17 protein-coding genes are annotated in these 26,135 nt (G+C 40.9%); 12 read left to right on the top strand and 5 right to left on the bottom strand.

The features are described 5' to 3' along the window. Window positions 1–15: 15 nt before the first annotated feature. A complete protein-coding gene (locus NO991_RS02260; RefSeq protein ID WP_054554593.1) occupies window positions 16–444 on the bottom strand; it encodes an Lrp/AsnC family transcriptional regulator in 429 nt (142 codons plus the stop codon). A 204-nt stretch (window positions 445–648) separates the two neighbouring features. On the opposite strand from NO991_RS02260, the gene NO991_RS02255 reads away from it, so the two are divergent. The 6 genes from NO991_RS02255 to NO991_RS02230 all read left to right on the top strand — a co-directional run bounded on the left by NO991_RS02255 (window position 649) and on the right by NO991_RS02230 (window position 7,593). Beyond that, window positions 649–1,854, top strand: a complete 1,206-nt coding sequence (locus tag NO991_RS02255; RefSeq protein ID WP_138616543.1) for an aspartate aminotransferase family protein — start codon at window positions 649–651, stop codon at window positions 1,852–1,854. A 46-nt stretch (window positions 1,855–1,900) separates the two neighbouring features. Further along, on the top strand, window positions 1,901–2,935 hold the full coding sequence (gene astA, locus NO991_RS02250) for an arginine N-succinyltransferase (RefSeq protein ID WP_054554521.1): 1,035 nt from the start codon (window positions 1,901–1,903) through the stop codon (window positions 2,933–2,935). Between the two features lie 18 nt (window positions 2,936–2,953). Next, complete coding sequence (astD, locus tag NO991_RS02245; protein ID WP_235374021.1) at window positions 2,954–4,426, top strand: succinylglutamate-semialdehyde dehydrogenase; 1,473 nt, start codon at window positions 2,954–2,956, stop codon at window positions 4,424–4,426. Between the two features lie 40 nt (window positions 4,427–4,466). Further along, window positions 4,467–5,270 (top strand): DUF1338 domain-containing protein, encoded by an 804-nt coding sequence (locus NO991_RS02240; protein WP_138599460.1) that lies wholly within the window; start codon window positions 4,467–4,469, stop codon window positions 5,268–5,270. 17 nt (window positions 5,271–5,287) lie between these two features. After that, complete coding sequence (locus tag NO991_RS02235) at window positions 5,288–6,115, top strand: hypothetical protein (protein ID WP_300362263.1); 828 nt, start codon at window positions 5,288–5,290, stop codon at window positions 6,113–6,115. Window positions 6,116–6,375: 260 nt separating this feature from the next. Further along, on the top strand, window positions 6,376–7,593 hold the full coding sequence (locus NO991_RS02230; protein ID WP_188728802.1) for a type III PLP-dependent enzyme: 1,218 nt from the start codon (window positions 6,376–6,378) through the stop codon (window positions 7,591–7,593). An 82-nt stretch (window positions 7,594–7,675) separates the two neighbouring features. On the opposite strand, the gene NO991_RS02225 is transcribed toward NO991_RS02230, so the two are convergent. Next, complete coding sequence (locus tag NO991_RS02225; protein WP_166340802.1) at window positions 7,676–8,956, bottom strand: flavohemoglobin expression-modulating QEGLA motif protein; 1,281 nt, start codon at window positions 8,954–8,956, stop codon at window positions 7,676–7,678. A gap of 79 nt (window positions 8,957–9,035) precedes the next feature. Beyond that, the gene (locus NO991_RS02220; protein WP_082389329.1) at window positions 9,036–9,902 is read right to left on the bottom strand and encodes a thioredoxin family protein; all 867 of its coding nucleotides are present in this window, start codon (window positions 9,900–9,902) and stop codon (window positions 9,036–9,038) included. Between the two features lie 202 nt (window positions 9,903–10,104). Between NO991_RS02220 and NO991_RS02215 the strand changes: the two genes are divergently transcribed. The 3 genes from NO991_RS02215 (at window position 10,105) to NO991_RS02205 (ending at window position 12,345) form a co-directional block, all read left to right on the top strand. Continuing rightward, the gene (locus NO991_RS02215) at window positions 10,105–10,365 is read left to right on the top strand and encodes a DUF3081 domain-containing protein (RefSeq protein WP_054554528.1); all 261 of its coding nucleotides are present in this window, start codon (window positions 10,105–10,107) and stop codon (window positions 10,363–10,365) included. Between the two features lie 7 nt (window positions 10,366–10,372). Beyond that, entirely contained in the window at window positions 10,373–10,672 is a 300-nt protein-coding gene (locus NO991_RS02210; RefSeq protein ID WP_054554529.1) for a hypothetical protein, read from the top strand. A gap of 77 nt (window positions 10,673–10,749) precedes the next feature. Further along, complete coding sequence (locus NO991_RS02205) at window positions 10,750–12,345, top strand: AbgT family transporter (protein ID WP_135926342.1); 1,596 nt, start codon at window positions 10,750–10,752, stop codon at window positions 12,343–12,345. A 54-nt stretch (window positions 12,346–12,399) separates the two neighbouring features. Here NO991_RS02205 and NO991_RS02200 read toward each other — a convergent pair whose 3' ends face one another. Then, window positions 12,400–21,699: an Ig-like domain-containing protein gene (locus NO991_RS02200; RefSeq protein WP_371351634.1), complete on the bottom strand. Its 9,300-nt coding sequence runs from the start codon at window positions 21,697–21,699 to the stop codon at window positions 12,400–12,402. A 124-nt stretch (window positions 21,700–21,823) separates the two neighbouring features. Then, window positions 21,824–22,552 (bottom strand): outer membrane beta-barrel protein, encoded by a 729-nt coding sequence (locus NO991_RS02195; protein WP_300362997.1) that lies wholly within the window; start codon window positions 22,550–22,552, stop codon window positions 21,824–21,826. Between the two features lie 242 nt (window positions 22,553–22,794). Here NO991_RS02195 and NO991_RS02190 point away from each other — a divergent pair, with 242 nt between their 5' ends. From NO991_RS02190 to NO991_RS02180, 3 genes are all read left to right on the top strand, one after another. Further along, a complete protein-coding gene (locus tag NO991_RS02190) occupies window positions 22,795–23,772 on the top strand; it encodes a Solitary outer membrane autotransporter beta-barrel domain (RefSeq protein WP_166340797.1) in 978 nt (325 codons plus the stop codon). Window positions 23,773–23,844: 72 nt separating this feature from the next. Beyond that, window positions 23,845–25,581: an amidohydrolase gene (locus tag NO991_RS02185; protein ID WP_371351633.1), complete on the top strand. Its 1,737-nt coding sequence runs from the start codon at window positions 23,845–23,847 to the stop codon at window positions 25,579–25,581. A 19-nt stretch (window positions 25,582–25,600) separates the two neighbouring features. Next, window positions 25,601–26,119 carry a protein tyrosine phosphatase family protein gene (locus NO991_RS02180; RefSeq protein WP_199528732.1) on the top strand — a complete coding sequence of 173 codons (519 nt, stop codon included), beginning with the start codon at window positions 25,601–25,603 and terminating at the stop codon, window positions 26,117–26,119. The last annotated feature ends 16 nt before the right edge of the window (window positions 26,120–26,135 follow it).

Here is a 26,135-nt window from a genome sequence, read left to right as displayed (position 1 = left end):
AAACTAAATCAAAGGTTAACGCTTAAACTTCGTTTCTAAAATCACCGACGACGTTGTTCGCTCAACACCATCTAGGTTACCAATGTCATCTAACAAGTGGCTTAACTTTTCAAGGTTTTGAGCTTGCACAACGGCGATCAAATCAAATTCACCGCTAATTGCATAGAGCTGTGAAATAGCATCAATCTGCTTTAGTTCAAGGTTCGTTTTAGTGGTCAATTTTTGTTTCACTTTAATCGAAACGTGGGCTGATACCATTTGGCTCAAATAAGCATCTCCATAGTCTACGCTGTAGCCTTTGATCACCCCTGTTTCTTCTAATTTTAACATTCGGCTTTGAACTGTTGAGCGCGATAAGTTAAGCGCCCTCGCTAGGTCTGAAATACTCGCACGCGCGTTGGTTCTTAAGATAGCTAATAGTTTTTCATCTTGTGAAGTTATCACTTTGACTACTCTTTTCGTTAATTTGCTTTTTATTTTAGTCATTTTTCACAAAATAGCACTGCAAATTTAAGTTCCTAACCCAGATAATAAGAAAAATAGATAAGAAAAATAATCTCATCGTGCTTAATTAGGCAGGAACGGCTTAACTGACCTATTTTTTGCAATTTAACTTTTTTCATACTAAGCCAGATTTAGGTGTAATAAATGCAAGTAACAAGAGAACTTTTTAACGACGTAATGGTACCAAACTACAACCCATCAGAGGTTATTCCTGTTCGCGGTGAAGGCTCACGTGTTTGGGATCAAAACGGTAAAGAATTTATCGATTTTGCAGGTGGTATTGCCGTTAATTGTTTAGGCCATTGTCACCCAGCGCTTGTCAATGCCCTAAAAGAGCAAGGCGAAAAAATTTGGCACTTATCAAACGTAATGACAAACGAACCTGCGCTTCGCCTAGCTAAAAAGTTAACTGACGCTACATTTGCAGATAAAGTATATTTTGCAAACTCAGGTGCAGAAGCGAACGAAGCGGCATTAAAATTAGCGCGTCGTTGGGCATTAGATGTACACGGCGAGCAAAAGAACCAAATCATCGCGTTTAACAAAGGTTTCCACGGTCGTACATTCTTCACTGTTACCGTAGGTGGTCAAGCGGCTTATTCAGACGGTTTTGGTCCTAAGCCTGCTGCTGTTGATCACTGTGATTATAACGATTTAGCTGCGTTTGAAGCACTTATCAGTGACAACACCTGTGCCGTAATGATGGAACCACTACAAGGTGAAGGCGGTATCATTTCGCCAACGAGCGATTTTATCAAAGGTGTTCGCGCATTATGTGATAAACACAATGCTTTACTTATTTTTGATGAAGTACAAACAGGTGTTGGCCGTACAGGTGATTTATACGCATACCAAGGCTTAGATGTAACACCAGACATCCTAACAACAGCAAAAGCGTTAGGCGGTGGTTTCCCAATTGGTGCGATGATCACAACAGCAAGCATTGCAGCGCATTTAAAAGTAGGTACACATGGTTCTACTTACGGCGGTAACCCACTTGCATGTGCGGTAGCTGAAGCTGCTTTTGATACTGTTAACACAGCAGAAGTACTAGCCGGTGTTAAAGAGCGCGAACAGCTGTTACGCGATGGCTTTGCTGCAATCAACGAAAAATACGACGTATTTAGTGAAGTACGTGGTAAAGGTCTATTATTAGGTGCAGTACTTAACAGCAAATTTGAAGGCCGTGCACGTGATTTCCTAGTAGCAAGCACTAAGCACGGTTTAATGAGCCTTGTTGCTGGTACAAACGTTGTGCGCTTTACGCCATCTTTAGTTATTCCATTAGAGGATATCAAAGAGGGGTTAGCTCGCTTTGAAAAAGCGGTTGCAGACGTTGTAAACGGTTAATCCTAGTAGGCGCATGCTTAAAGCATGCGCCATTGGAGTGCACTTAATGCAAGTATTACGTCCTATAACAGCAAATGATTTTGCTGCGTTAAAACAAATTGCTGTTGAATCTGGTCATGGTTTTACCTCGTTACCAGTTGACGACAATTTACTACAAGAAAAAATTGAACGCGCAGAACGCAGTTTTGCAAAAGACATTAATAAACCACAAGACGAAACCTATTTATTTGTTTTAGAAGACAGTAAAACGGGTGATGTTATCGGCACAACGGCTATCGAAGCTGCTGTAGGAATGTCGGTTCCTTTATATCATTACCACCAAGGTAAAACTGTTCACCATTCACCTACTCTCAATGTATATAACACGGTTGATATTCTGAGTATGTGTAATGACTACACTGGTTGCTCTGAAATTTGTACCTTGTTCTTACGTGAGCAAAACCGCAAAGGTTTAACAGGTCGCTTTTTATCGCGTTCTCGCTTTTTATTTATGGCCCAGCATAGCGAGCGTTTTGCTGACACCATCATCGCAGAAATGCGTGGTGTAAGTGATGAAGATGGCCATTCACCTTTTTGGCAGTGGTTACAAGAACACTTTTTTAGCATTGAGTTCCCACAGGCTGACCATTTAGTTGGTTTAGGCGATAAAGTCTTCATCAGCGAGTTAATGCCGAAGTACCCTATTTATGCCAACTTACTGAGCAAAAAAGCACAAGCTGTGATTGGTAAGGTTCATGAAAAAACCAAGCCTGCGCTTAAACTTTTGGAAAAAGAAGGGTTTGAGCACCGTGGTTATGTTGACTTATTCGATGCAGGACCAACGGTAGAAGCAAAGCTTGGCAATATTCGCAGTGTCCGTGAGTCACAAGTGTGCCCTATCAGCATTGGTGAGCTTGCGCATATCAATGAGCAAAGCTCAGATACATTAGCTATTTGCAACCAAGGCGTGAATGATTTTAGAGCCACATTCACCAAGCATGCTCATTATAACCACGCTAAGCACACATTAATCGTCAGCCAAGAAGTGGCAGATGCACTTAAATTAAAACAAGGGGATGCAGCACGGTTTTTCCGTTTGTAACCGCTTAAGGAGTTTAAAATGAGTGTCACAACTCAACTTATCGATAACCAATGGCAAGCAGGCCTTGGTCATGATTTTAGTTCAATCAATCCAAGTAATGGCGAGGTTGTTTGGCAAGGTAAAACAGCCACAGCTGAACAAGTCGCTGATGCAATAAAAGCAGCTCGTAGTGCGCAGCTAGGCTGGGCTGATATGACTCTTGAAGAGCGTATCGTTATTCTTGAAAACTTTGCAGCAGAGCTTAAAGAGCATAGCGAAGAATTTGCAACGATCATTGCCCGCGAAACAGGTAAACCGCTTTGGGAAACACGTACTGAAGTAGGTGCAATGACGGGTAAAATCGCCATTTCAATCAGAGCCTATAACGAACGTACGGGTACCACAGAAAACCCAATGCCTGGCGCTAAAGCATTTATTCGTCATAAGCCACATGGTGTTGTTGCAGTGTTTGGCCCTTATAACTTCCCGGGTCACTTACCAAATGGCCATATTGTGCCAGCTATTTTAGCGGGTAATACCGTTGTATTTAAGCCATCAGAACTAACACCACATGTTGCTGAATTCACCTTAAAACTTTGGCTTAAAGCAGGCTTACCAGCCGGTGTCATCAACCTTGTGCAAGGTGAAGTAGACACAGGTATTGCACTTGCCTCTCATCAAGATATTGATGGCTTATTCTTTACGGGTAGCTCAAATACAGGTCACCTATTACATAAGCAATTTGCAGGTCACCCAGGTAAAATTTTAGCGCTGGAAATGGGGGGTAATAACCCACTGATCGTAAAAGATGTCGCAGATGTAAGTGCGGCTGTTCACGACATTATTCAGTCTGGTTTCATCACCTCTGGCCAACGTTGTACCTGTTCTCGTCGTTTATTCATTGAAAACTCGGCAAATGGTGATGCAATTTTAGAAAAATTAATTGCTGCAACAAAGCAAATTAAAGTCGCCGACAGCTTTAGCGAAGATCAACCATTTATGGGTGCAATGATCAGCGAAAAAGCAGCACTAGGTATGGTTGCAGCTCAGCAGCAGTTACTTGATATGGGAGCAACCTCTCTTGTCGAACTTAAGCATCTTGAACCGGGTACTGGTTTTGTAAGCCCTGGTATTATTGATGTAACGGCTGTTAAAGAGATGCCTGATGAAGAGCACTTTGGTCCTCTTATCAAAGTTTATCGCTACACAGATTTCGATAGCGCGATTAATGAAGCAAATAACACCTCATTTGGTTTATCTGCTGGTTTATTAAGTGATGATAGCGATGACTACCAGCATTTCTTAAAACGTATTCGTGCCGGTATCGTTAACTGGAACCGACCAATTACAGGCGCATCTAGCGCTGCCCCATTTGGTGGTATTGGTGCCAGTGGTAACCACAGAGCGAGCGCTTATTACGCTGCTGACTACTGTGCATACCCTGTTGCTTCTGTTGAAGCCGAAAAAGTTAACTTACCACAGACCCTTGCGCCGGGCTTAATTATTGAATAATTGTTTGGCGGCCTCGCCGCCTTAATTGAAGGAATTAAACATGCACACAGATGTAAACGCCCTATTTGAAAACCTATGGGACAACTATTTATCAGTTACGCCATCGGCGGTAAAAGTACATGAGCTACTTGGCTCAACACAAAAAGATGACGTGATTAACGATCACATTGCTTTACGTACTTTTAACCATGAAAAAATCGGGTTAGAAAAACTAGCTGCGCACTTTTTAGCAGTTGGCTACAAAGAATGCGGCGAGTACCATTTCGAAGCGAAAAAACTATACGCAAAGCACTTCGAACACTCAGATCCTAAGCAACCTAAAGTTTTCATTTCTGAATTACTTGTTGAGCAATGTTCAGAAGAGCTGCAAACGATTGTCAACGACATGGTTGCACAGATTGACGAAAACGCTGTTACAGCCGATAATTTCCTGTATTCTGGTACGCACTGGCAAGTAAGTTCAGACACTTACAAAAAACTGCTCGCAGAAAGTGAATATGCAGCATGGATGTCAGCATGGGGTTACCGTGCTAATCACTTTACGGTGAGCATCAATGAGTTGGCTAAATTCGATGATATCGAAAGTGTAAACCAAGCACTTAAAGATGCGGGTTTTGCGCTAAATACATCTGGCGGCGAAATCAAAGGTTCACCAGAGGTATTACTCGAGCAATCTTCAACCCTTGCTGATGACAGCGAAGTTGAATTTAGCGATGGTGTTGTTGCCGTACCAAGTTGTTTTTATGAGTTTGCTTTGCGCTACGAAAAACCAGATGGTGAGCTATACACTGGCTTTGTTGCAGCATCAGCTGACAAAATATTTGAGAGCACCAATGCTCGATAACTAAAAAGAGTTTATGTATGAGGCTAATTGGGTTTATCGTAATTTTATTTACTCTAAACACTGCTACGGCAACAGAAAAGCCAAAGCTAACAATTCTGTCTCATGCATATTTTGCTAATGAATTTGACAAAAATAGTGTCAACCGTCACCTAAATGCTGTAATCAAACCAGCCCTTGCAGATGAATTCGATATAGATGTCGAAATAACAAATCATGCTCGGTTATTAAAACGCTTATCTGGTAACGAAGCTAGTTGCACTTACAATGCCATCAAAACCCAAAATCGATCGAAAGCTATGATATTTTCGACGATACCCACGTACATGCATGTACAGCGTCGTTTATACGCCCTTAAAAGTACCTTAAAGTCAGGTTCGGAGCCTGTTTCTGTTACAGAGCTACTAAAAAGCAAAGCTAGCTTTGGGATTGTTGGCTCAACTAGTTACCGCGAACTTGATAGCATTTTCGCTGATAAAAAATTCAATGTCGCAACGATTTACGGTGAAAATGCGTTTTTGCAATTAAGCCGCCTACTTTTCAGCAAACGTATTGATTACATCGTTGCATACAAACAAACACTTGATGTACACATTCCAGCTCATGAATTAAACCAACTCACATCAAGACGTATTGCCGAATACCCAGAATTTATAAATGGCTTTTTTACATGTAGTAAAAACACAGAAGGTTATCGAGCTATGTCGCTTATAAATGATTATATGCAAAAGGTAGAAATGGCTGCTTATATCAAAGAACTCCACCAGCAAATGAACGATCCTAGCGACGCAGAAGCAATGCTTGAAATTTACACAAACGAATATGGAATACTCTTTCAAAACGACTAAGCAGCCTCTAACTTTTGCATAAAAATAACTCAAAATATTATCAAAAAACACTTGCGCAAATAAAAACGCAGATCTATTATCTCGCCGCTTCTTGATGATAGCCAATCCGAGTACATTACGAACCCTGTTTGTAGCAAGGCGATAGAGCAACTATCCAAGAGTGTATTTGATTGCACAGAACAAACTGTGCGCTTAATAACACTCAACTGACTCGGACTTCCATTTTTTTCCGAGCAGTTGCTTAATTGCCGGAGAGTAAAATGGCTATTTCAACACTTACACAAGACTTAACAATCAAAGTACCTGCAGCGTCGGTTGCAGCAAACGAACCAGTAGCACAACCTTCAAACCAATTTATTGAGCAACTCGTTGCACAACATGGCGCGCCATTAATGGTGCTTGATTGTGAATCTGTTCGTCATCAATACCGTGCATTAAGCCGTGCTTTACCTGGCGTTGCTTTACACTTTGCATTAAAGCCACTTCCTCATCCTGCGGTTGTTCGTACGCTTTTAGAAGAAGGTGCCAGCTTTGATTTAGCAACCAGCGGCGAAGTTGACTTAGTCGCCAGCCAAGGCGTACCAAGTGACCGTACTATTCACACGCACCCAATCAAACGTGATCGTGATATCCGTGATGCACTTGAATACGGTTGCAATGTGTTTGTGGTAGATAACATCAACGAACTAGAAAAGTTCATTGCATACAAAGACCAGGTTGAGTTACTTGTTCGCTTAAGTTTTCGTAATGCGGAAGCATTCGCTGATTTATCGAAAAAATTTGGTTGCAGCCCAGCAATGGCTATTGAAATCATTAGCTACGCGCAACAATTAGGTATTCGTATCAAAGGGTTGTCGTTCCATGTTGGTTCGCAAACAGCAAGTCCGGCTAAGTATGTCACTGCTATTGCTGCATGTAACCAAGTGATTAACGACGTAGCCGCATTAGGATTACCTGCGCTTAGTACGCTTGATATTGGCGGTGGTTTCCCTGTGCCTTACAACAAAGACGTGCTGCCAATTGAGGAATTTTGTGCGCCAATCAATGATGCCTTAGCACAGTTACCAGAGACAGTTCGCGTAATTGCTGAACCAGGTCGCTTTATTGTAGCCAGTGCGGTTACCAGTGTTGCATCGGTCATGGGTCAAGCAGTGCGTGATGGTAAGCCTTGGTACTATTTAGATGATGGTATTTATGGCTCATTCAGTGGTTTATTGTTTGATGAAGCCTCATACCCTATCGACTCGTTTAAACAATCAAACGAACGTGTTGAGTCCGTGTTAGCAGGCCCGACTTGCGATAGCATCGACGTAGTAAGTGAATCAATCATGCTACCAAAATTAAACAATGGCGATTTAATCATCAGCCGTATGATGGGTGCTTACACATTAGCAACTGCAACAGATTTTAACTTCTTCAAACGTGCAGAAGTTATCGTACTGAATGATGTAGTGCAGGTTGACGCACTCACCGGTTAATCGTTTCCTCGACTAAAAGCATGTAAGGCAACATGCTTTAACTCTTAAAATGCAGCTGCTCATTCCAGCTGCATTTTTTTGCTTAAAGAAACAGTGGTTTGTAGTCGTTTTCTAATTGTTCAAACGACAAGTTACCAATAAAACGGCCAAAGCTTAGCCAGGTTGCTAGGCCTCGTAAGTCTTTAAAGTGTGGTGGTATAAATTTAGGGTCTTCAATCACACCTAAATCATGTAATTGCGATATCAGCCTGAAATCATCAATTGAGATTTTACCGACTAATAATAAGTGCAATTGATCAATTCGGCCTAATTGAATGGCAACCCGAATAAGGTTATACACCAACACGAAACCTTTGATGTAGGCGATATCTTTGGTAAAAGGTAAGCCTGTTGCTGTGCTGCCTCTAAACACGCGTTGAGTAAGTGTATAGCTTTCGTCTTTACTCAACCCTTGCGCTACATAATCACGATAAATATCAACAAATTCTGCGCCATCAATGACTTTAGTAATACCTTGAATACGGTTCACTAATTTTGCTAAACGTCGCGGCGTTGACTTTAAGGTAATAATTTCGGTCAAGACAGCAAGACCTTCTTGGGTGACCGTAGAGCTTGGAGTGCCTTTACTTAAGCAAGTTAAATATGGCTGTGCAAGACCATTTTGCGTGGTCCCAACATGGATCCAGCCTTCATGCACCTCAAGAATATCTAGCTCTCTTTGAGAAAATTTAACATCTTGATTAAGTTTAATATTATTTGCACCTGCCGCAGCATCACTCACAATACCATCACTCAGAATAACCTCAACATCAATGCCTGGCATCGTTTGAGCTACTTGTGATGCTAAAATTTTTACTGCATCTTCTGCATCAATGTTTTTTGGATCATCTGGCAAGATATCAGCATCAAGCATGCTTTTTAGCGGCTGCTCAAGCATGGTTGCAAGTTCAGAAAGTGAAGGCTCTCCAGCATGGAATAAATCTTTTGGATGACCAAACAACTCAACAGACAAATCATGAAATTCAGGAGTACCACGATATTCAATCATACTGAGTACGGTTTTATATTCAGTACACATCTTGCTCATATATTGCGCAATTGGGTTTAATTGCCCTAGCTGGCTGATGATATCGCGATTTAAATCAGAAAACGCACGACGTAACTCACTTGGTACAAAACCAAGGTCACGCTGTTGGTAATAGGCTTGATCAACTGTTGGGTTCTTTTGGCACTTATGCTTAAAAAACTCTTCTTTGATTTGTTTATCCCAATTAATCGCATCAAGGATACGAATGGGTGTTTGCAGTGCGATTAATCGGTCAGATAACTCGCGTGTTTTTGCTAATAATGCCTTATCTATCATGCTCTAGGCTCACTGTGTAATGAGCCTAGAGCATAGGCTAAATTTGCATAATTACAAAGCAAAATTAAGCGTTTTTTAGCTAAAATTTAGCTTTTTTAGAGACTAATTTTCCGTCGTTGTAGAGAAGTAAACTGGGTACCGAATTAATGCCATTTTCGATAAATAAATCATTACCATAATCGATTGAAACTGGCATGGTTGCAGAGAATTTATCAACATATTCTTGCACTGCGCTTTGGTCAGTCCATAACTGACTCACTTTAACCTCGACATCAACTCCTTGCTCTGCCAACTGATTAACATGTTGCTGTGCTAATTCACACTGTTTTGCCATTGCAGGGCGCGTGTCGGCTAAGTACCAGTCGCACCATGTTGCGGTAAATAATACGGCTTTTTTTCCTTTGTTCGGAATAACCAAAGGAGTGGCTTGGCCTTGCTTTTCATTTAATAAGCGCGCTTCATCAACTTTGCCATTGTGTGATAACAAACGTAATGTGTTATCAAGCGGTTTATCAGCTTCGTGGCCTTGAAAAATCACCTTTTTATCACTATCAATCAATACATGAAAAGGGGTGCCCATAAATTCATAATGTTTAGCAACTTGCCCTGTGTGATCAGTAAAAATTGGCATAGTAAGTGAAAAACGCTCTTTAACCTTAGCAACAGCGTCTGCATCATCATTGAGATCAATATTAATAGCCACAAATTGAATTTTATCGCCATATTGCTCATATGCATGCTGAAAATGTGGCATTTGCTCCATACATGGCTTGCACCAAGTCGCCCAAAACTTTAAGTAAACGGGCTTCTTGCCTAAGTAGCTGTCAAGTTTAACTATTTTCCCCGCTTCATTTTCTAACATCAGGGGAGCTGTATTTGCTGATATGCTTTTGCTTACAAGCAACAAGCCTGTTAGTAGTATCAGGGGTATAAACTTATATTTCATTGTGTGTCCCTCAAATAAAATCTATCTTAAGTTTAAGGTAAGAGAAAATATTGTAAATTTTCGACATCTGCTATCTAAATGTGATTTTACTGATTTATCGCAAAGTAAGGTTTTAAAAATACAACAACACAATTAATACCGACATAAAATAGCACTAAACTTTTTATAGATCTGAAACGTATTACTTCAAAAAGGAGTTATCATGAAAAATGAACTAGACGGTAAATTGATCCTCTCAGTGTATGAAAAAATCATACAACACGGTGAAGACCATGAAGATGGAAAGCTTTATGAGGGTATTTGCGCTTTTTCGGATATCGATGGTTATACGGTCTATCTAAAAGGCAGTGGCGTGTTACTGCGCTTTGGTTTTCACAATACTTATCACCTTGACTATCAACATGAAAAGAACAAAGAGGACTTTTTAAAGAAAGTGCTTTATATCGCAGAACAGGAACTGTAAAGAAGTAATGAAACGACGGGTAAAAGCTGAGTCAAAGCAACAGCAAGCGTTTATTAACCAAGTTATTAATGAGCTAAAATCTAACCCAGATAAGTTAGATATCATTCGCGAAAACCTTAGTTACTATCGTGAACAACAGTTCCTCAAGCGTGGTTTTCTACTAGCTATTGAGCGCTTTGATTGGGTATTTGAAGCAAGTAACGATGTAGAGCAAATCTGTGCGCAAATTCTAGCCGATGATTACATTGGCAAACGTTTGCGCCGCTATCCCTTGCTATACAAGGGCATTTTGGAACGTACCTATTAGTTCTCCCACCGCTAAAACATGATCTGTCCGGTAAAAAATGCTAGGTTAGCGCCATTTTGAAATAACGAGAACTGGACATGTCAAAAACTATAAACTCTCACAACACCCATGAGGGTGGCAATAATGGGTTGTTTAACCGATTTTTAGCCACCGTTGAATTTTTGGGTAATATGCTCCCCCACCCTATCACTTTATTTGCAATGTTCTGCGTTGCTATTATCGTTTTTAGCGGCATTGCCGATTGGTATGGTTTAAGCGCTATCGACCCTCGCCCTGAAGGCGCTGCTGGTCGTGACCCTGATGGTGTTATTGAAGTTGTCAGCCTACTCAGTGCCGAAGGCCTGCAGCGTATCGTTACTGGCCTTGTTACAAACTTCACCAGCTTTGCACCACTTGGTACGGTATTAGTCGCTTTATTAGGTGTAAGTGTTGCAGAACACTCAGGTTTACTCTCTGCTGCAATGCGCGGCATGGTAATGGGCGCATCAAAGCGTTTAGTTACTTTTATGGTGGTGTTTGCTGCGATTTTATCAAATACGGCATCGGAACTTGGCTACGTCGTACTAATTCCATTAGCAGCCATGATATTCCATAGCCTTGGTCGTCACCCTCTTGCCGGTCTTGCTGCGGCATTTGCCGGTGTTTCAGGTGGTTACAGTGCCAATTTATTACTCGGCACCATTGACCCCCTACTTGCAGGTATCACCACGCCAGCAGCACAAATGATTGATCCAAATTACCAAGTTGGCGCTGAAGCAAACTGGTATTTCATGATGATTTCGGTATTTTTAATTGCCATTTTAGGCACATTCGTTACCGAGAAAATCGTTGAGCCACGTCTTGGTAAGTACAACCCTGATGAAGCAAGCAACGATTTGCCTAAAAATGATATTGCCGGTTTAACCGATAAAGAAAAATCAGGTCTTAAGTGGGCAGGTGTGTCACTGTTAGTGGTGTCATTATTACTTGCTTGGACAATTGTTCCTGAAGACGGCATTTTACGTAACCCGGAAACAGGCCTTGTTGCACACTCGCCATTTTTAAAAGGCATTGTGGTGTTTATCTTTGTGACTTTTGGTATTCCGGGTTTTGTTTACGGCCGCGTTGTTGGCACCATGAAGAACGATAAAGATGTCATCGATGCCATGAGTAAAAGTATGAGCTCGATGGGTATGTACATTGTGCTGGTTTTCTTTGCAGCACAGTTTGTTGCCTTCTTTAAATGGACCAACCTAGGCACAATTTTAGCCATTAACGGTGCTGCTCTTTTACAAGCATTAAACCTAACTGGCCCTGAAGTATTCGTGCTATTCATTTTAATGTGTGCATTAGTAAACTTAAGCTTAGGTTCTTCATCTGCACAATGGGCTGTAACGGCCCCCATCTTCGTACCAATGTTAATGCTAATCGGCTATGCGCCAGAGACTATTCAAGCGGCGTACCGAATTGGTGACTCGGTTACTAACCTTATCACCCCGATGATGAGTTACTTTGGCTTGATACTGGCTGTTGCGACTAAGTATAAGAAAGACATGGGTATTGGTACATTGGTTGCGACTATGCTTCCTTACAGCATGATCTTCTTTGTTGGTTGGGTTGCGTTATTCTATTTATGGGTATTTGTTCTGGGCTTCCCAGTTGGCCCTGAATCACCGATTTACTATCAGCCTTAAAGCGCTTCTTAAAGGTGTAAAAAAGCCAAGCTTTGAAGCTTGGCTTTTTAATGTTTATCGATATGTTCGATAATAACTGCGTCTTATAATTGTCAATGCGAATAATAACAAGATTAAGCTCATTGGCAGCGTACCACCGCCACTGGTTTTATGTTCTACACTCACCTGCTTATACGCTTTAACAACCACATTAAATTGTCCTTGTGTTGTTCCGCCATCACCATCTGAGATAACAAAGGTGACTGTGTCAGTACCTTCAAAACCTGCATTTGGAGTATAGGTAATCGTCCCATCATCGTTAATGACCACACTGCCATTCTCTGCTGTGGCTGAAATTATAGAGAAGTCATTATTATCTTCATCTGTCACATTTGCCAAAATATCAATCGTGACTGGACTTTGATCATCGGTGCTAACATCAATGATGGCATCTATCATCGGCGCTTCATTGGCTACGACGTCAACTATCACTGTCGCAAAATCAGCCCCTCCCTGACTATCTGAAATGCTATAACTAATCGTTGCAATTCCTAGGTGCTCTGCTTGCGGGACAAAATAAAGTAAATTATTAACAATACTTACTTCACCAATGTCTACTGCTGCGGATGTCAGAATTAACGAATCATCATTCACATCTGTGTCATTCGAGAGTACATCAAGGTATGTACTAATGTTGCGTTTAACCCTAACCATATCATCTTCAGCAACCGGTTGAGTATTTGTACTCATTGTACTGGCAATACCACTTGGATCTTCGATGATACGATTTACTTTTCCGTCGGCGTCATTTGGGCCACCGTCTTCAATAGTAAGTTGAACACACCAATGTCCTTCAGTTAATCCTTGGGTATACTGAGCATCATGTGGTGGTGGACAGAAACCTTCTGCACCAGGTGCTGATGCAATGCTATTGCGACTATCTACGACAAACTCAGTCCATCCGGTATGCATTAGCTTACGATATACAGCATTGCTCGGAATGGGTGCAAACTGAGCTATAACAATGCCGACTGACTGACCCGCTACGGGGATTTGGCTAACGTTAAAGTCAAAGACTCCGCTAGCATAATCAAATCCAGCATCTGCTGTGGCACCTGAACCATAATTCCCGTAATGCATTACTTCTTGCTCTGACACTCCGGTATTGGTGCCATGTGCTACAAACGCTACATGACCTAGGCTAAGTTGCAAACCTGGCTCGGTTTCCATTAAGAAAAATTCACTTTCGTTCAGTTTTTCTTGTACAACGTTGAGCGCTAACGAATCAGCATCTAAATAATCAGGTATGCCATCATTATCAGCATCCCCGTAACCTTCTTCATTATCAGGAATACCATCAAAGTCAGTATCTTCAGAAGATAATTGAGGCATTGAGTCAACAATAGTCAGTTCTAATAGTGAAGATCCCGCTTGTTGTCCGTCAAACACGCCGACTTCAAATTGATACGTCCCTAGCTCAAGAAGTTGTGGATCAAAAGTAAAACTCTCTTCAACACTGTCAGTATCGACAATGGCACTATCAGACGTTAACCAACCATATATGTGTGTATCGGTTAGGTTTGCATCCGTTACTAGTGTCGTTAACGTTACATCACCACCTTGTCTATTTATGATTCGCGTCACTATCCCTTGCTGATTTGCAAAGACCTCAATGCTTGGCGCAACATTCCCTTCTTCGATGGTAAGAGTATGCTCACCTAACGGACCGACAACAGCATTCTCAGGCGTTGAAAACTGAAGAACCAGTGTTTCAGACCTCTCATCAATGTCATCAGATGACACGTTAACAATCAGACTCGCTTCACGTTGCCCTTTTTCAAATCTAAATTCACCTTCAACTAGGTCATGGTCTGCACCCTCTAGCGCATCTCCAGATACTGTATATGGCACAACCACTGGGTAGTTAACGGCATCACCATTGAGAATTGCTTTAATAGAAACGGCCGTCCCCTCAGTTGCAGTTTGATTTTTACTAAAGTTAACCTGAGGAATAACATTGATTAACTGCGTTGCAGAAACTTGATCATCGCCTTCCCCGGCGCTCCAAATCACAGTGTGAGTCCCCGGTGCAAAGAAACCTTTTGAGCTTGCGGTGACACGAACTGGGTTACCCAGTGCATCCTTCGCAATAGCAGTGCCCATATTCACTTTGGTGAAAAGACCTTTAGATGCAATTGTTTTGTCTTCTGGTGCTGTAATCGTAATTTCAGCTGCCGTAGACACAACAGATACCACCAATGTGACTTCAACCACTTCACCATTTGAATCTTTAATTTGATAAGTAATTACAACATCAGCATTCAAGCCAACTGGGGCTAAGTACTCTAGTTTGTTATCGACAATGCGGATCGTGCCAGCACTCACGGTTGCCTTAACAAGAGTAAGTTCATCACCGTCAACATCAATATCGTTTGCGAGCACATCAAGCACCACATACTCATTTAAATCCGCATTGACGGTAAAGTTATCTGGCATAGACACTGGCGCATCATTGATTGCGTTAACGACAATAGTCACTGTCGCAATATTAGAGTTCAGCATGCCATCCGATACGGTGTAACTGAAACTATCAGTACCATTGAAGTCAGCGTTTGGTTGATACACCAGATGGTTTGCATCCATTAACAATGTACCATTACTCACAGGTGTCACAAGATTAAGCGTAAGCTCATCACCGTTTTCGTCGAAATAGTTTAGCGAAAAGGTAATGCTTTCATCTTCATCCATGCTGAACTGTTCGTCATGGGTAACCGGTGCAACATTCGCGATAATGACAACACTGGTTGCATCTGAGGTAAAGGTTTCTGTATTACCATGGCCATCAACATAGGTTACGACAACTGTGATTGTCGCGCCAATATCAGCTTCGGTTAGCATGTACTCTGCAAGCGTTGCACCAGTAATGATTTCGCCGTTACGCATCCATTGGTAGGTAAACTCACCTACGCCATCTGGGTCTTCGATTGTCGACTCAACAGCTAAGGTTTCACCTTCTTTTGCTTCACCAGTAATACTGATCCCGCCCGTGGCTTCATCGTTAACATCGGCCACTGTGATAGCAAAGGTTTGAGTATCGGTTAATCCTCCTGCATCAGTGGCAACTAAGTTGATACTATGAGTACCTACATCATCATTACTCGGCGTACCGCTTAGCTCGCCTGTTGTAGGGTCAAAATCAAGCCAACTTGGCAGCTCTAGCGCACTTAATTTATAGCTATCTGCACTGTCTATATCTTTAACAGTAACAACATAACTATACGCTTCATCTTGTGTCGCCGACGTGACTGGGTGAGATTCAATAACAGGCGCATCATTGACTGCTAACACGGTGATGGTCACTGAAGCTGTGTTTGACTGTGCACCTTCATTATCAAGTACAGAGTAAGTAAATGAATCAAAGCCCACATAATTGCTAATAGGCGTATAAGTAACTGTACCATCTACATTATTGGTAATATGACCAAATACAGGGTTTGTTACAATATTCACTGAATCCTCATCAAGATGACCATCAATGTCTGAATCATTCTGCGTCACATCAATAATCACGCTCTCATCTTCATTGGTCTGGATCACATCATTATTTGCCAATGGTGCATCGTTAACAGCTGTCACCGTAATGAACACCTCTGCATGATTTGACCAAAGGCCTAAATCGTCTTTAACACGATAAGTAAATGTGTCTGCTCCATAACTATTACTATCTGGTGTGTAACTGAACACGCCATTGTTCACTTGTACATTACCGTGTTCAGGCTGTGTAACAACTTCTAGACTCGTCTTATCAAGGGTGCCATCAACATCGCTATCGTTACCTAACACATTGATATTATGAGATGTGTCTTCAAGTAATACGGCGGTGTCATTTTGTGCAACTGGCGCATCATTCACACTATTTACCGTTAAAGTGACTGTCGCAATATTTGACATTAAAGACTGATCATCTTTGACACTATATTCAAAGCTATCAGTACCAAAGAAATCTGAATGTGGTGTAAAGCGGATTGTGCTTAACTCTTTATTGACAGTTAGCTCGCCATGCTTAGGGGCTTTCGTGATCGTCACATTCTCTGTAAGCAACTCACTATCAACATCAATATCGTTGTCAAGAATAGACAACTCAATTGATGTATCTTCATCAAGTACACCTAAATCATTGGTCGCCACTGGTGCATCATTAACTTCACCGATAGTCACTAAAACACGTGCAATATTTGACACTGCACCTGCTTTATCTGCAATACGATACGTAAATGTATCGCTACCATTAAAGTTAGACGCAGGCGTGTAAACAATGCGATCGTTTTGAACATTTGCTTGACCATTTTCAGGTGCAGAAACGACTACTAAGCTTGATAAGTCGAGTGAGTCTCCTTCGTCAATATCAGCATCGTTTAGTGCAACATCAATTTCAATGGCCATGTCTTCTTCGGTCATCGCGCTATCGCTATTTGCAAGAGGCGCGTCATTAACAGGATTAATAGTAATGGTCACCGTCGCCACATCTGAACGGCCATGCTCTATGTCATCGACTGTATAGCTAAATGTATCGGTCCCGTTAATATTCTCATTCGGCGTATAAGTGATCACACCATTTGCCGTATTCAAGCTAGTTTGACCTTGTGTTGGCGTTGTAACAATCATCACGCTTGCTGGGTTTAGCTTACTATCGACATCACTGTCATTGGCAAGAATATCAATCGCAACACTATTATCTTCATCAACACTGGCGATGTCATTTTGCACATCGGGCGCGTCATTCACGTTCTCAACCGTAATAGTGAAAGTTTGCTCTGCCGTTTCGTTAGCACTGTCGGTAACGGTCAGCGTCACAGAGTGCACACCGACATCATCATTGCGAGGCGTACCAGTAAGCACACCTGTTGACGGAGTAAACGTCAACCAGCGAGGGTGGTTAGTCAACGCATAGGTTAAGGTATCGTCTTTATCGACATCGCTTGCACTGAGCGTGTAGCTGTATAGCTGGTCTTCAACGGCCGCTGTCATTGGCGTTGATGAAATCACTGGCTTATCATTCACGTTTACAACCGAGATAGTGAATGATTGAGTATCAAGTGCATTAGCACTGTCTTTGACGCTCAAAGTAACAGCATGCTCACCCACATCATCATTGCTTGGTGTTCCAGAAAGTACGCCCGTTGATGGGTTGATCGTCAACCAATTAGGGAGCTTCGTTGCCGCATACGTTAGGGTATCACCTTTGTCAGCATCCTTTGCCGTTAAAGTGTAACTATAAAAACTGTCTTCGGTTGCCGATGTGATTGGCACAGAAGAAATTTCCGGCGCGTCATTCACATTTTCAACCGTGATAGAGAATGATTGCGAAACAGATGCGCCAGTACTGTCAGTAACAGTTAAAGTAATGGCATATGTACCAATGGTATGCTTATTTGGGGTACCATACAGTTCGCCCGTAGACCTTGTAAAGCCTAACCATCCAGGGATCTTCGTTGCTGTATAGGTCAACGTATCGCCTTTATCGATATCGCTCGCAACAAGGGTGTAGCTGTATGGCTGGTCCTGTGTTGCTGCTCTAATCGGCGTGGAAGAAATCACAGGCTTGTCATTCACGTTTTCAACCGAAATCGTGAATGATTGAATGTCACTTGCATTTGCCTGATCGGTCACTGATATAGTCACCGTATGATCACCTACATCATCATTAGTCGGTGTACCCGCCAGCAGACCGGATGGGTTTAGCGATAACCAACTTGGTAATTGGGTCGCTCTGTATGTAAATGTATCGTCCTTATCAGCATCAGATACTGTCAGTTGATACGAATAAAGCGTATCTTCTGTTGCTTGAGTCACCGCAATTGATGAAATACTCGGCGCGTCATTTACACCAGTCACCGTAATCGTGCCATTCACTGGCGTTATACTATTGCTGCCATCAGTTAAGTTAAATGTAATACCCAGTGAGCCAGAAAAATTAGCCGCTGGTTTAAATGATAAACTTGCAAGTGTAGCGGTGACATCCGCGAGCGACCCACTGACTGTTAGTGTCGCATTGTCATTATTATAATTAACGACGGCACTACCACTCGCCGAGCCCGCTAGTAAGCCAGATGTGTTATTAGCAAGTGTAATTGTCAGGGTAACATCATCACCTTCTTCATCGGTGATTTGATAATTATCGAATAGTAAGCTCGCGTCGCTGTCTTCTGCAACAGAAAGCGCATAGCTCTCAAATACTGATCGGCTGGATTTCATAACCGAAGCCTTATAATCATCAGCAGCATCATTAAAAGAAAAATATAAGCTGTCGTCACTCGCAATCGCGAATCCAGACTGAATGGCTGTATTTGATCTAGAGCTTAGGGGAGATAGCTTATGCCAGCTTGTGCCATCAAATCTCATCACTCTCACCTCAGGGCCCTCAGTTCTATTCGTAAAAGCGACATAAGGCCTATTTTTACTATCAAACTCAATATCGGGTTCAAATCCACCTTCTGCAAAAAAGCCTCGTTCTCCTACTAAAACCCAATCTGTGCCATCGAATTTTCTTACTAAGGTAATCTTTTCAGCCATATCAGTATTCACAAAGTAAGGCGTATTATTATTTATAGCAAAGCTAGAGATATAAACATTTTCAAGGGAATCGACAGGACCTACCTGCTCCCAACTATTATTCACAAACTTTTTAACACTGCCGAACCACTTGTCGTTTCTTTTATCAATATAGGCAAGGTAAGGTGTGTCACTGTCATCAAATGCAAGTGAGATAAACCTTGCATCACTAGGTGAAACATGAGTACCACCGACAGTCAGCCAATTTTTACCATCCCACTTTTTAACAATTGCTTTTTTAGAGTGATGACCATCTTGAAAAGCAACATAAAGATTGTCTGCACTATCAATTGCGATTGATAAATAATCTGCGCTGCTATAACTGACAAACCCCTCACCTACGGCTTGCCAACTTCCGTTAATAAACTTTTGGACGAAAGCCCTATCTTGAGTCTTTGTATGTATAATATAGGGGGCATTATGACTGTCCATAGCCATTTCTAATTTAACAGTAACTCCAGTATGGAAACGTTGAAGTCCTACATATTGCCAAGAATTGCCCTCAAATTTCATTCCTGATATGCCGCCACCAACATATGAACCGTCTGAAAAAACTACATAGGGAGTATCATGACTATCTAACTCAAGCCTAATGTAATTGGCATTCTTTTTAGAAAAACCCGCATTACCCACAAAATCCCATTTGAGATTGGTGGTAATCTCTGGTGCATCATTTATTAAAGAAACAGAAATAGCAAAGTTTTGATTGGTAACTGGCTCAACACCATCTTCCAAGCCATCTGCTAGGTCAAATGTAAAGTTATCAGAGGTAGTCTCCGAGCCATTGTGTTTGTAATAAAGGTTTGAATCATCCAGCGTTTGCTGGGTAAATGTACCATTTACAGCAAGCGCTTCGCCTGAGTCTAAGCTGCCGTTATCATTGGCATCAACAAACAAGCTGCCGTTAGTAGGCACTGATTTAAGTGTAAATGTAAGTCCTACGCCAGAGTCATTAGGATCAGTTGCAGATAAATTCAGAGTAGAGATCAGTTTTGTAGTACCTTCATCGATTGAAAGGCCTTTATTAGTGCTAATAGACGGCGCTTTGTTAATTGCAGTAACAGTGTAATTACCAATGATATTTGAACTGCTTTCAATACCATCAGATACGGAAAAAGTAAGCGTAAACTCACCAGCACCATTTGAAGCAGGTGTTAATTTAATTGATTCAAGCGACGCGTTAATGTCTGAGAGTGAACCAGCGAGTGTTAAAGTACCTGTATTTTCATCGTAATCAAGAGATGAGCCACCACTGGCTGTCCCCGATATTGTGCCAAATTCAGGGTTAGAGATTATGATTGATAATGTAACATCATCTAAATCTGTATCTGATACGGTAACGTTTCTAAATAAAAACTCACTAGCACTGCCCTCTTGGATGGTTTTACTATAATTCCCAAAAAAAGCATACTCTTTCTTCAAAACATTAGTTGCGCCAGCTTTGTCAGTTGCCGCAATAAATATAGTGTCTTGATTATCTATAAAGGAAGATATTTGATTGACTTCTAAATCGAGCTCATCGCTAGGAGCGATTTGCCCATAGTATATCCACTGATTGTTTTTAAAAGAATATAGCTGCCCTTTTAGTTCATCACTTTGCTCTGTGAATGCAATATATGGAGAATCATCAGAGCCTATAAATAAACTTGCATCTTCAGAAGCTTTAAGTTCAGGCATTTCACCAATCGGTTGCCACCCATCGTTATCATCTATGTACCGAAATATCTTAATAACTCCTGAGCCTGTGTCAGTTAAGTCATGAATAAATGATGTATATAAATTATCATCACTATCCAGTACTATTTCTGTCTTGTGAGCAGTCAATCCATCCAGCCCTTTTAAATTTAAAAAGCGCCATGCTCCGCTATAATATTTTTTTAAATGGAGCCCGTTTGAGCCACTACTCTTATTTATATAAATAATATATGGGTCATTTTTTGAATCAAAAACAATTTCAGGTGACTCAACTGCACCTGAACTAATATTGCTGCCTATACTTTCCCAATCTCTTCCATTCCACTTTTTAACCTCAGCATTCGGAGAGTTGTAGGCAACATATAATTCATTATTATTATCTAATTTTAAATCAAAATGTGTAATAGTTGTCCCTGTAATCTGCCCTGCGCCTAATTCGACCCAACTCTTTCCTAGTTCCTTTTTCTGGATTATAAGACTATTAGTATCACCAGTGTTACCATAAGAAGCATATGCAAAATATAGCGTATCATTCTTATCTACAATTAAATCTTGGTACTTCGCAGAGATAACTGAAAAATCTTGTGGGCCTAATTCGCTCCACTCGTTATTTTTATAGGTATAAATAAAACTCTTTGATAAGCGGTTTTTAAAGACAAAATATGGATTTCCGTCTTTATCTAATGTTAATTTCAGGTTACTAGATGAACTGCTTTTAGGTTTGAACATTAAATCAACCCATTGATTACTTGCAGAAAAACTAGGCACAGCATTCGATTTCGAAACTGTTAATGTATCATCCTTCTGTATATTTCTATCTGACAAAGAACGATTATCATCATCCAACACAGCGGTAGAGTTATCTCTACTTTGGGTAATGACCACTCTGTCATACGGGATACTCGTTTCATCGCTTATTAATTGTCGTAAAGTACCAATACTGTCACTGGGCTCTACATCAAGCGTAAACGTTTTACTAGGAGCGATAATTGTTATTGGCATAGCCAATATCGACATGGGCGCAATAAGTGCGACTAAGTATAAATATTTAATAATTGTTGATAACATGGCATTTTAATCCTGTAGAAACTTCAAGCTGTTTGCTAATTCACGATGAGTGGTTTAGTAAGTAGACTCAGCTATTCCTTGAGATAATTAAAAATGTACGCCCCCTGCATACATTTGGAGTTGATTAGTTAAACTGATACTTAGCGCCAATAGAAAACATTGACGTTGAGTAATCATCTAACCTAGCTTGGTCGTAACTTAAGAAAAGTAGGGTATTTTCAAATATTGAATAGCTGATTTCACCTCCAAAAGTCACACTATTTCCGCTGCGTTTCGCTTTAAAAACATCTGATGTATTGATTTGGTATTGGTAATCTTGTTGCCAATCAAGGTACCCAAGTTTACCTGTTAGTAATAGGTCATTTGTTAGAGGCCATGATGCTAAAACAACTAGGTGTGGCCCCTTTGCAGATTCAGGGTAAGTTGCTTGCATTACATCATGAAAATTGTCTAAATCAGTCACCTCTCCTGTTAAACGAAAATTTCTATCGCCAAAATCTAAATAACCCAGTTGGACTGAAAATATAGAATCTAGCTGATATCCAAATCCTAGTTGATAACCTACGTCAGCATCTTTCACTGATAAGTTTTCATAATTGACACTCTGTGCAACAAGCTCATTTTTAACAGCGTCTGCCTTAAAATCAGTCGAAGCGTGGCCTATTTGGCCATACAAATACCAATTATTTTCTTTAGCTTGCCCATCTGTACTGAATAGTGAGCCACCAGAAAAAAGAATCAGTATAAAAGCCCATGAAAAACAACTAGAACTTTTAGTTAAAAAGTATTTATGGTTCAAAATAAAGCACTCTCTTAATCTAATTAAACGGGCACAGAATTGATTTAAATACAATAATATGTAGATTTAAAAGTCAGAATATCAACTCTGCATTTATGTTTTACATTAGATGAAAAGATGAGTGATCCGAATCAGAATCTTCCTAAATTTATGAGCTTGTGAAATTTCCGACAGACATTGTTATTAGTTATTTGGTGATTTTGAATAATTGACAAAAAATCAATTCTAAATAACTAGTCATAGTTTGAAATAAATGGGCTATTATTATTCATAAAATAATGATTCCCGCTTTATTAATGAAAAATAGCTATAGATTTAAATTTATTTTTTATACCCCTATTATTTTCTGTATCTGCTCAGCGGTTTTTGCAAACCCGACTAAGCAGCTCGAATCGGCCTTTGCCACGTCGTTGGTTTTAACCGATGGTGATAGTATTACCTTAGGTTTTGGTGATTTTGATCCACAAACACTGTTTGACTCGCAACATGCCAACAAAGATGAAGACAGTATTGCGCTTAGAAAAGAACTCAAACTCTACAGTATTCCTTACACTTGGCAGCTTGATGAGCCTGTTTATCAACACAAACTAAGCCTGACCAGCAAAGTAAGCTATTTAAATCAATCAGATTTCATTTCGCTTTTTGATAATGTGGCTGACGACTATATTTCAGAAACAGTGTATAACGGGATGATCGGTTTTAATGCCGAAAAAGCACTTGGCTCTAAATGGTCATATCAATTTGGTTTTAATACTCACTACTTACATTACAACAATGATTATGAGTACAACTCTCCCGAGTCTAGACGTAATTTTAAGCCTTTAGCTGAAAATCTTTACACCAACCTCAATAGTAATGCACTGGTGTTAAACCCTAATGCGACCATGATCTATCGCTTACCTAGGCATTGGGGCTATTACGAGTACAAACTTAACTTTAATTATTACTATGGCTGGGCACTCTCTCACCCTGATGGAATAAATAATGCGGCGCCTGAAACATGGCGCACACTCAATGGTATTAAAGCTAAATTTAACATGTTCAAAATCGGGGTTTTTGAGCAAGCTTTTTACATCAAAGGCCAACGTATCGATTTAGGCGGCGATAGTCGGGTAGCATTTGGGACCGATCACTTTTATGAATACGGTATTGGCTTTTTATGGGATAGCAGAAAATGGACGTCATGGTTCGATAACTTTGGTATTGGTATCAACATTCATAATGGCAGTAGCCTAGATGGCGCTGCTATTGTCTTGTACTTTAATGAAATTTAAGTCCAATATAAAAACACAAACTGAGCAAACAGACTATATTATTAGACATACTTAGAATTCAAGGAAGATTATATGAAACATCACCTCGCAATTGCATGTTCATTGCTTGCCTTAACGGCTTGCGATAAAACCTCTGAACAAACAGCTAAAACGCTTCCACTGCAAGTGAGTGCAGCAGATACCATTTATTATGGTGGTGATATTCTTACAATGACTGGCGATGAACCAGAATATGCACAAGCAATCGCAACGCAAGGCGACAAAATTATCTTTGTGGGTGATAAAACTAAAGCCCTTGAGCATAAGTTTGGTAAAACGAAGCTGATTGATTTACAAGGCAAGACCCTAATGCCTGGCTTTGTAGATGGCCACAGTCATGTGTACGCGGTAGGCTTGCAAGCCATGGTAGCCAATGTATTACCTAGTCCAGATGGTGATGCTACCAGCGTTGAACAAATCGTTAATATTCTCACAGCTGCACAGAGTAACCCTGACTACACCACATTTATTGAAAAAACGGGGGCAATTTTAGGCTTTGGTTACGATGATGCTGAGCTTGATAGATACCCTACAAAAATGGACTTAGACCGAGTTAGCACTGAAAAGCCTGTGATCATCATTCATACCTCAGGGCACTTAAGTGTGGCAAACACTAAAGCGTTAGCCATGGCTGGCATCGATGAAAACACAGAAAATCCTGACGGCGGGATAATTCGTCGCATGACAAACTCACAAGAGCCCAATGGGGTGCTTGAAGAAAACGCGCACTTTGGATTACTGTTTAAACTGATGAAATCTGTTGATCCTGATTTACAAGATTTAATGCTGCAAGAAGGGCAAAAACTCTATACAAAATACGGCTACACAACGGCCCAAGAAGGACGTGCTACCCAAGAAGCTTATGACTCGATGGTAAGAGCATCAAAGGCAGATAAATTCGTGATTGATATAGTTGCCTATGCCGATATGGCCACCAGCAGCGGATTTATGGACTCAGCCTATAACAGTAAAAACTACACAAATCATTTTCGCATCGGGGGTGTAAAACTTAACTTTGATGGCTCACCGCAAGGGAAAACCGCTTGGTTATCTCAGCCATACTTAAAAGCCCCCGAAGGCCAAGAGCAAGGTTATGCAGGCTACCCTACTTTTAATGATGAGCAAGCTTATCAGTATATTGAAACGGCCTTTGCCAATGACTGGCAGGTAATGACGCATGCAAATGGTGATGCCGCCATTGAGCAGTTTTTAAATGCCGTTGAAAGTGCCAATAACAAGCTCGGCAAAAAAGATCGCCGCCCAGTACTCATTCATGGTCAAACAATTCGTCAAGATCAGGTAAATCGTCTTAAAGAATTAGGCATATTTCCATCGCTCTTCCCAATGCATACTTTTTATTGGGGCGACTGGCATGTAAATTCAGTGCTAGGTCACCCCCGTGCCGATTTTATTTCACCCACTCAAGCTGTTCGCAAACAAGGATTAATGTTTAGCACCCATCATGATGCACCAGTCGCCCTACCTGATGCACTACGTGTATTAGATGCAACGGTTAACCGCACAACCCGTACAGATCAAGTATTAGGGCCAGAGCAACGTGTTTCTGTGTATACTGCACTACAAGCAATGACAACATGGCCTGCGTATCAACATTTTGAAGAAAGTTCAAAAGGGCAATTAAAACAAGGGATGCAAGCAGACTTGATAATTCTTGATAAGAATCCGCTAAAGATAAAGCCTGTAGAGCTACATAACTTACAAGTGTTAGAAACCATTAGTCGTGGTGAAACCGTCTACAGCAAAAATTAAACACACTTTAAGGAGTAACATGAATAAGTTCATACAATTAGCATGTGCTGCGCTGCTGTCTTTTTCTGCATTTGCAGCACAAACCGTTACTACAAAACTGGATATTTTAAATCTTAAGGCGCAGTCTGAGAATGTGCTAACTTCAGGACAGCCAAGTCAAACTGATTTTGCCAAGTTAAAGCAACTTGGTGTTCAGAACGTCATAAACCTTCGTGGTGATAACGAAACGAATTGGTCTGAGCAAGAGTTAGTCACTGAGCTTGGTATGAACTATTACCATATTCCTGTGCAATCTAAAGCTGATATTACCATTGAAAATGCTACGAAACTTCAGGCCTTACTCAATGAGCACCAACAACAAACCACCTTACTTCACTGCGCTAGCAGCAACCGTGTCGGTGCTCTCGTTGCGCTATACAATGCGGTAACCTTGAAAAAGCCAATTGATGAAGCTGTTGAGATTGGTAAACAATGGGGCTTAAAAAGCCTTGAAGGGGTGGTAAGAAGCAAAGTTAACGAAGAGGTTGGTCAGCCATAAGCTGACCAACATATTA

The organism is Pseudoalteromonas sp. DY56-GL22 (assembly GCF_041414715.1).
GTDB classification, from domain to species: Bacteria; Pseudomonadota; Gammaproteobacteria; order Enterobacterales; family Alteromonadaceae; genus Pseudoalteromonas; species Pseudoalteromonas simplex.
This window is presented reverse-complemented; position numbering and strand designations above follow the sequence as displayed.

Excerpts from the sequence above, each read along its gene's own strand:
- NO991_RS02255 (WP_138616543.1), top strand. The coding sequence starts at position 649 with ATGCAAGTAACAAGAGAACTTTTTAACGACGTAATGGTACCAAACTAC.
- astA (WP_054554521.1), top strand. The coding sequence starts at position 1,901 with ATGCAAGTATTACGTCCTATAACAGCAAATGATTTTGCTGCGTTAAAA.
- astD (WP_235374021.1), top strand. The coding sequence starts at position 2,954 with ATGAGTGTCACAACTCAACTTATCGATAACCAATGGCAAGCAGGCCTT.
- NO991_RS02240 (WP_138599460.1), top strand. The coding sequence starts at position 4,467 with ATGCACACAGATGTAAACGCCCTATTTGAAAACCTATGGGACAACTAT.
- NO991_RS02235 (WP_300362263.1), top strand. The coding sequence starts at position 5,288 with ATGAGGCTAATTGGGTTTATCGTAATTTTATTTACTCTAAACACTGCT.
- NO991_RS02230 (WP_188728802.1), top strand. The coding sequence starts at position 6,376 with ATGGCTATTTCAACACTTACACAAGACTTAACAATCAAAGTACCTGCA.
- NO991_RS02225 (WP_166340802.1), bottom strand. The coding sequence starts at position 8,956 with ATGATAGATAAGGCATTATTAGCAAAAACACGCGAGTTATCTGACCGA.
- NO991_RS02220 (WP_082389329.1), bottom strand. The coding sequence starts at position 9,902 with ATGAAATATAAGTTTATACCCCTGATACTACTAACAGGCTTGTTGCTT.
- NO991_RS02215 (WP_054554528.1), top strand. The coding sequence starts at position 10,105 with ATGAAAAATGAACTAGACGGTAAATTGATCCTCTCAGTGTATGAAAAA.
- NO991_RS02210 (WP_054554529.1), top strand. The coding sequence starts at position 10,373 with ATGAAACGACGGGTAAAAGCTGAGTCAAAGCAACAGCAAGCGTTTATT.
- NO991_RS02205 (WP_135926342.1), top strand. The coding sequence starts at position 10,750 with ATGTCAAAAACTATAAACTCTCACAACACCCATGAGGGTGGCAATAAT.
- NO991_RS02200 (WP_371351634.1), bottom strand. The coding sequence starts at position 21,699 with ATGTTATCAACAATTATTAAATATTTATACTTAGTCGCACTTATTGCG.
- NO991_RS02190 (WP_166340797.1), top strand. The coding sequence starts at position 22,795 with ATGAAAAATAGCTATAGATTTAAATTTATTTTTTATACCCCTATTATT.
- NO991_RS02185 (WP_371351633.1), top strand. The coding sequence starts at position 23,845 with ATGAAACATCACCTCGCAATTGCATGTTCATTGCTTGCCTTAACGGCT.
- NO991_RS02180 (WP_199528732.1), top strand. The coding sequence starts at position 25,601 with ATGAATAAGTTCATACAATTAGCATGTGCTGCGCTGCTGTCTTTTTCT.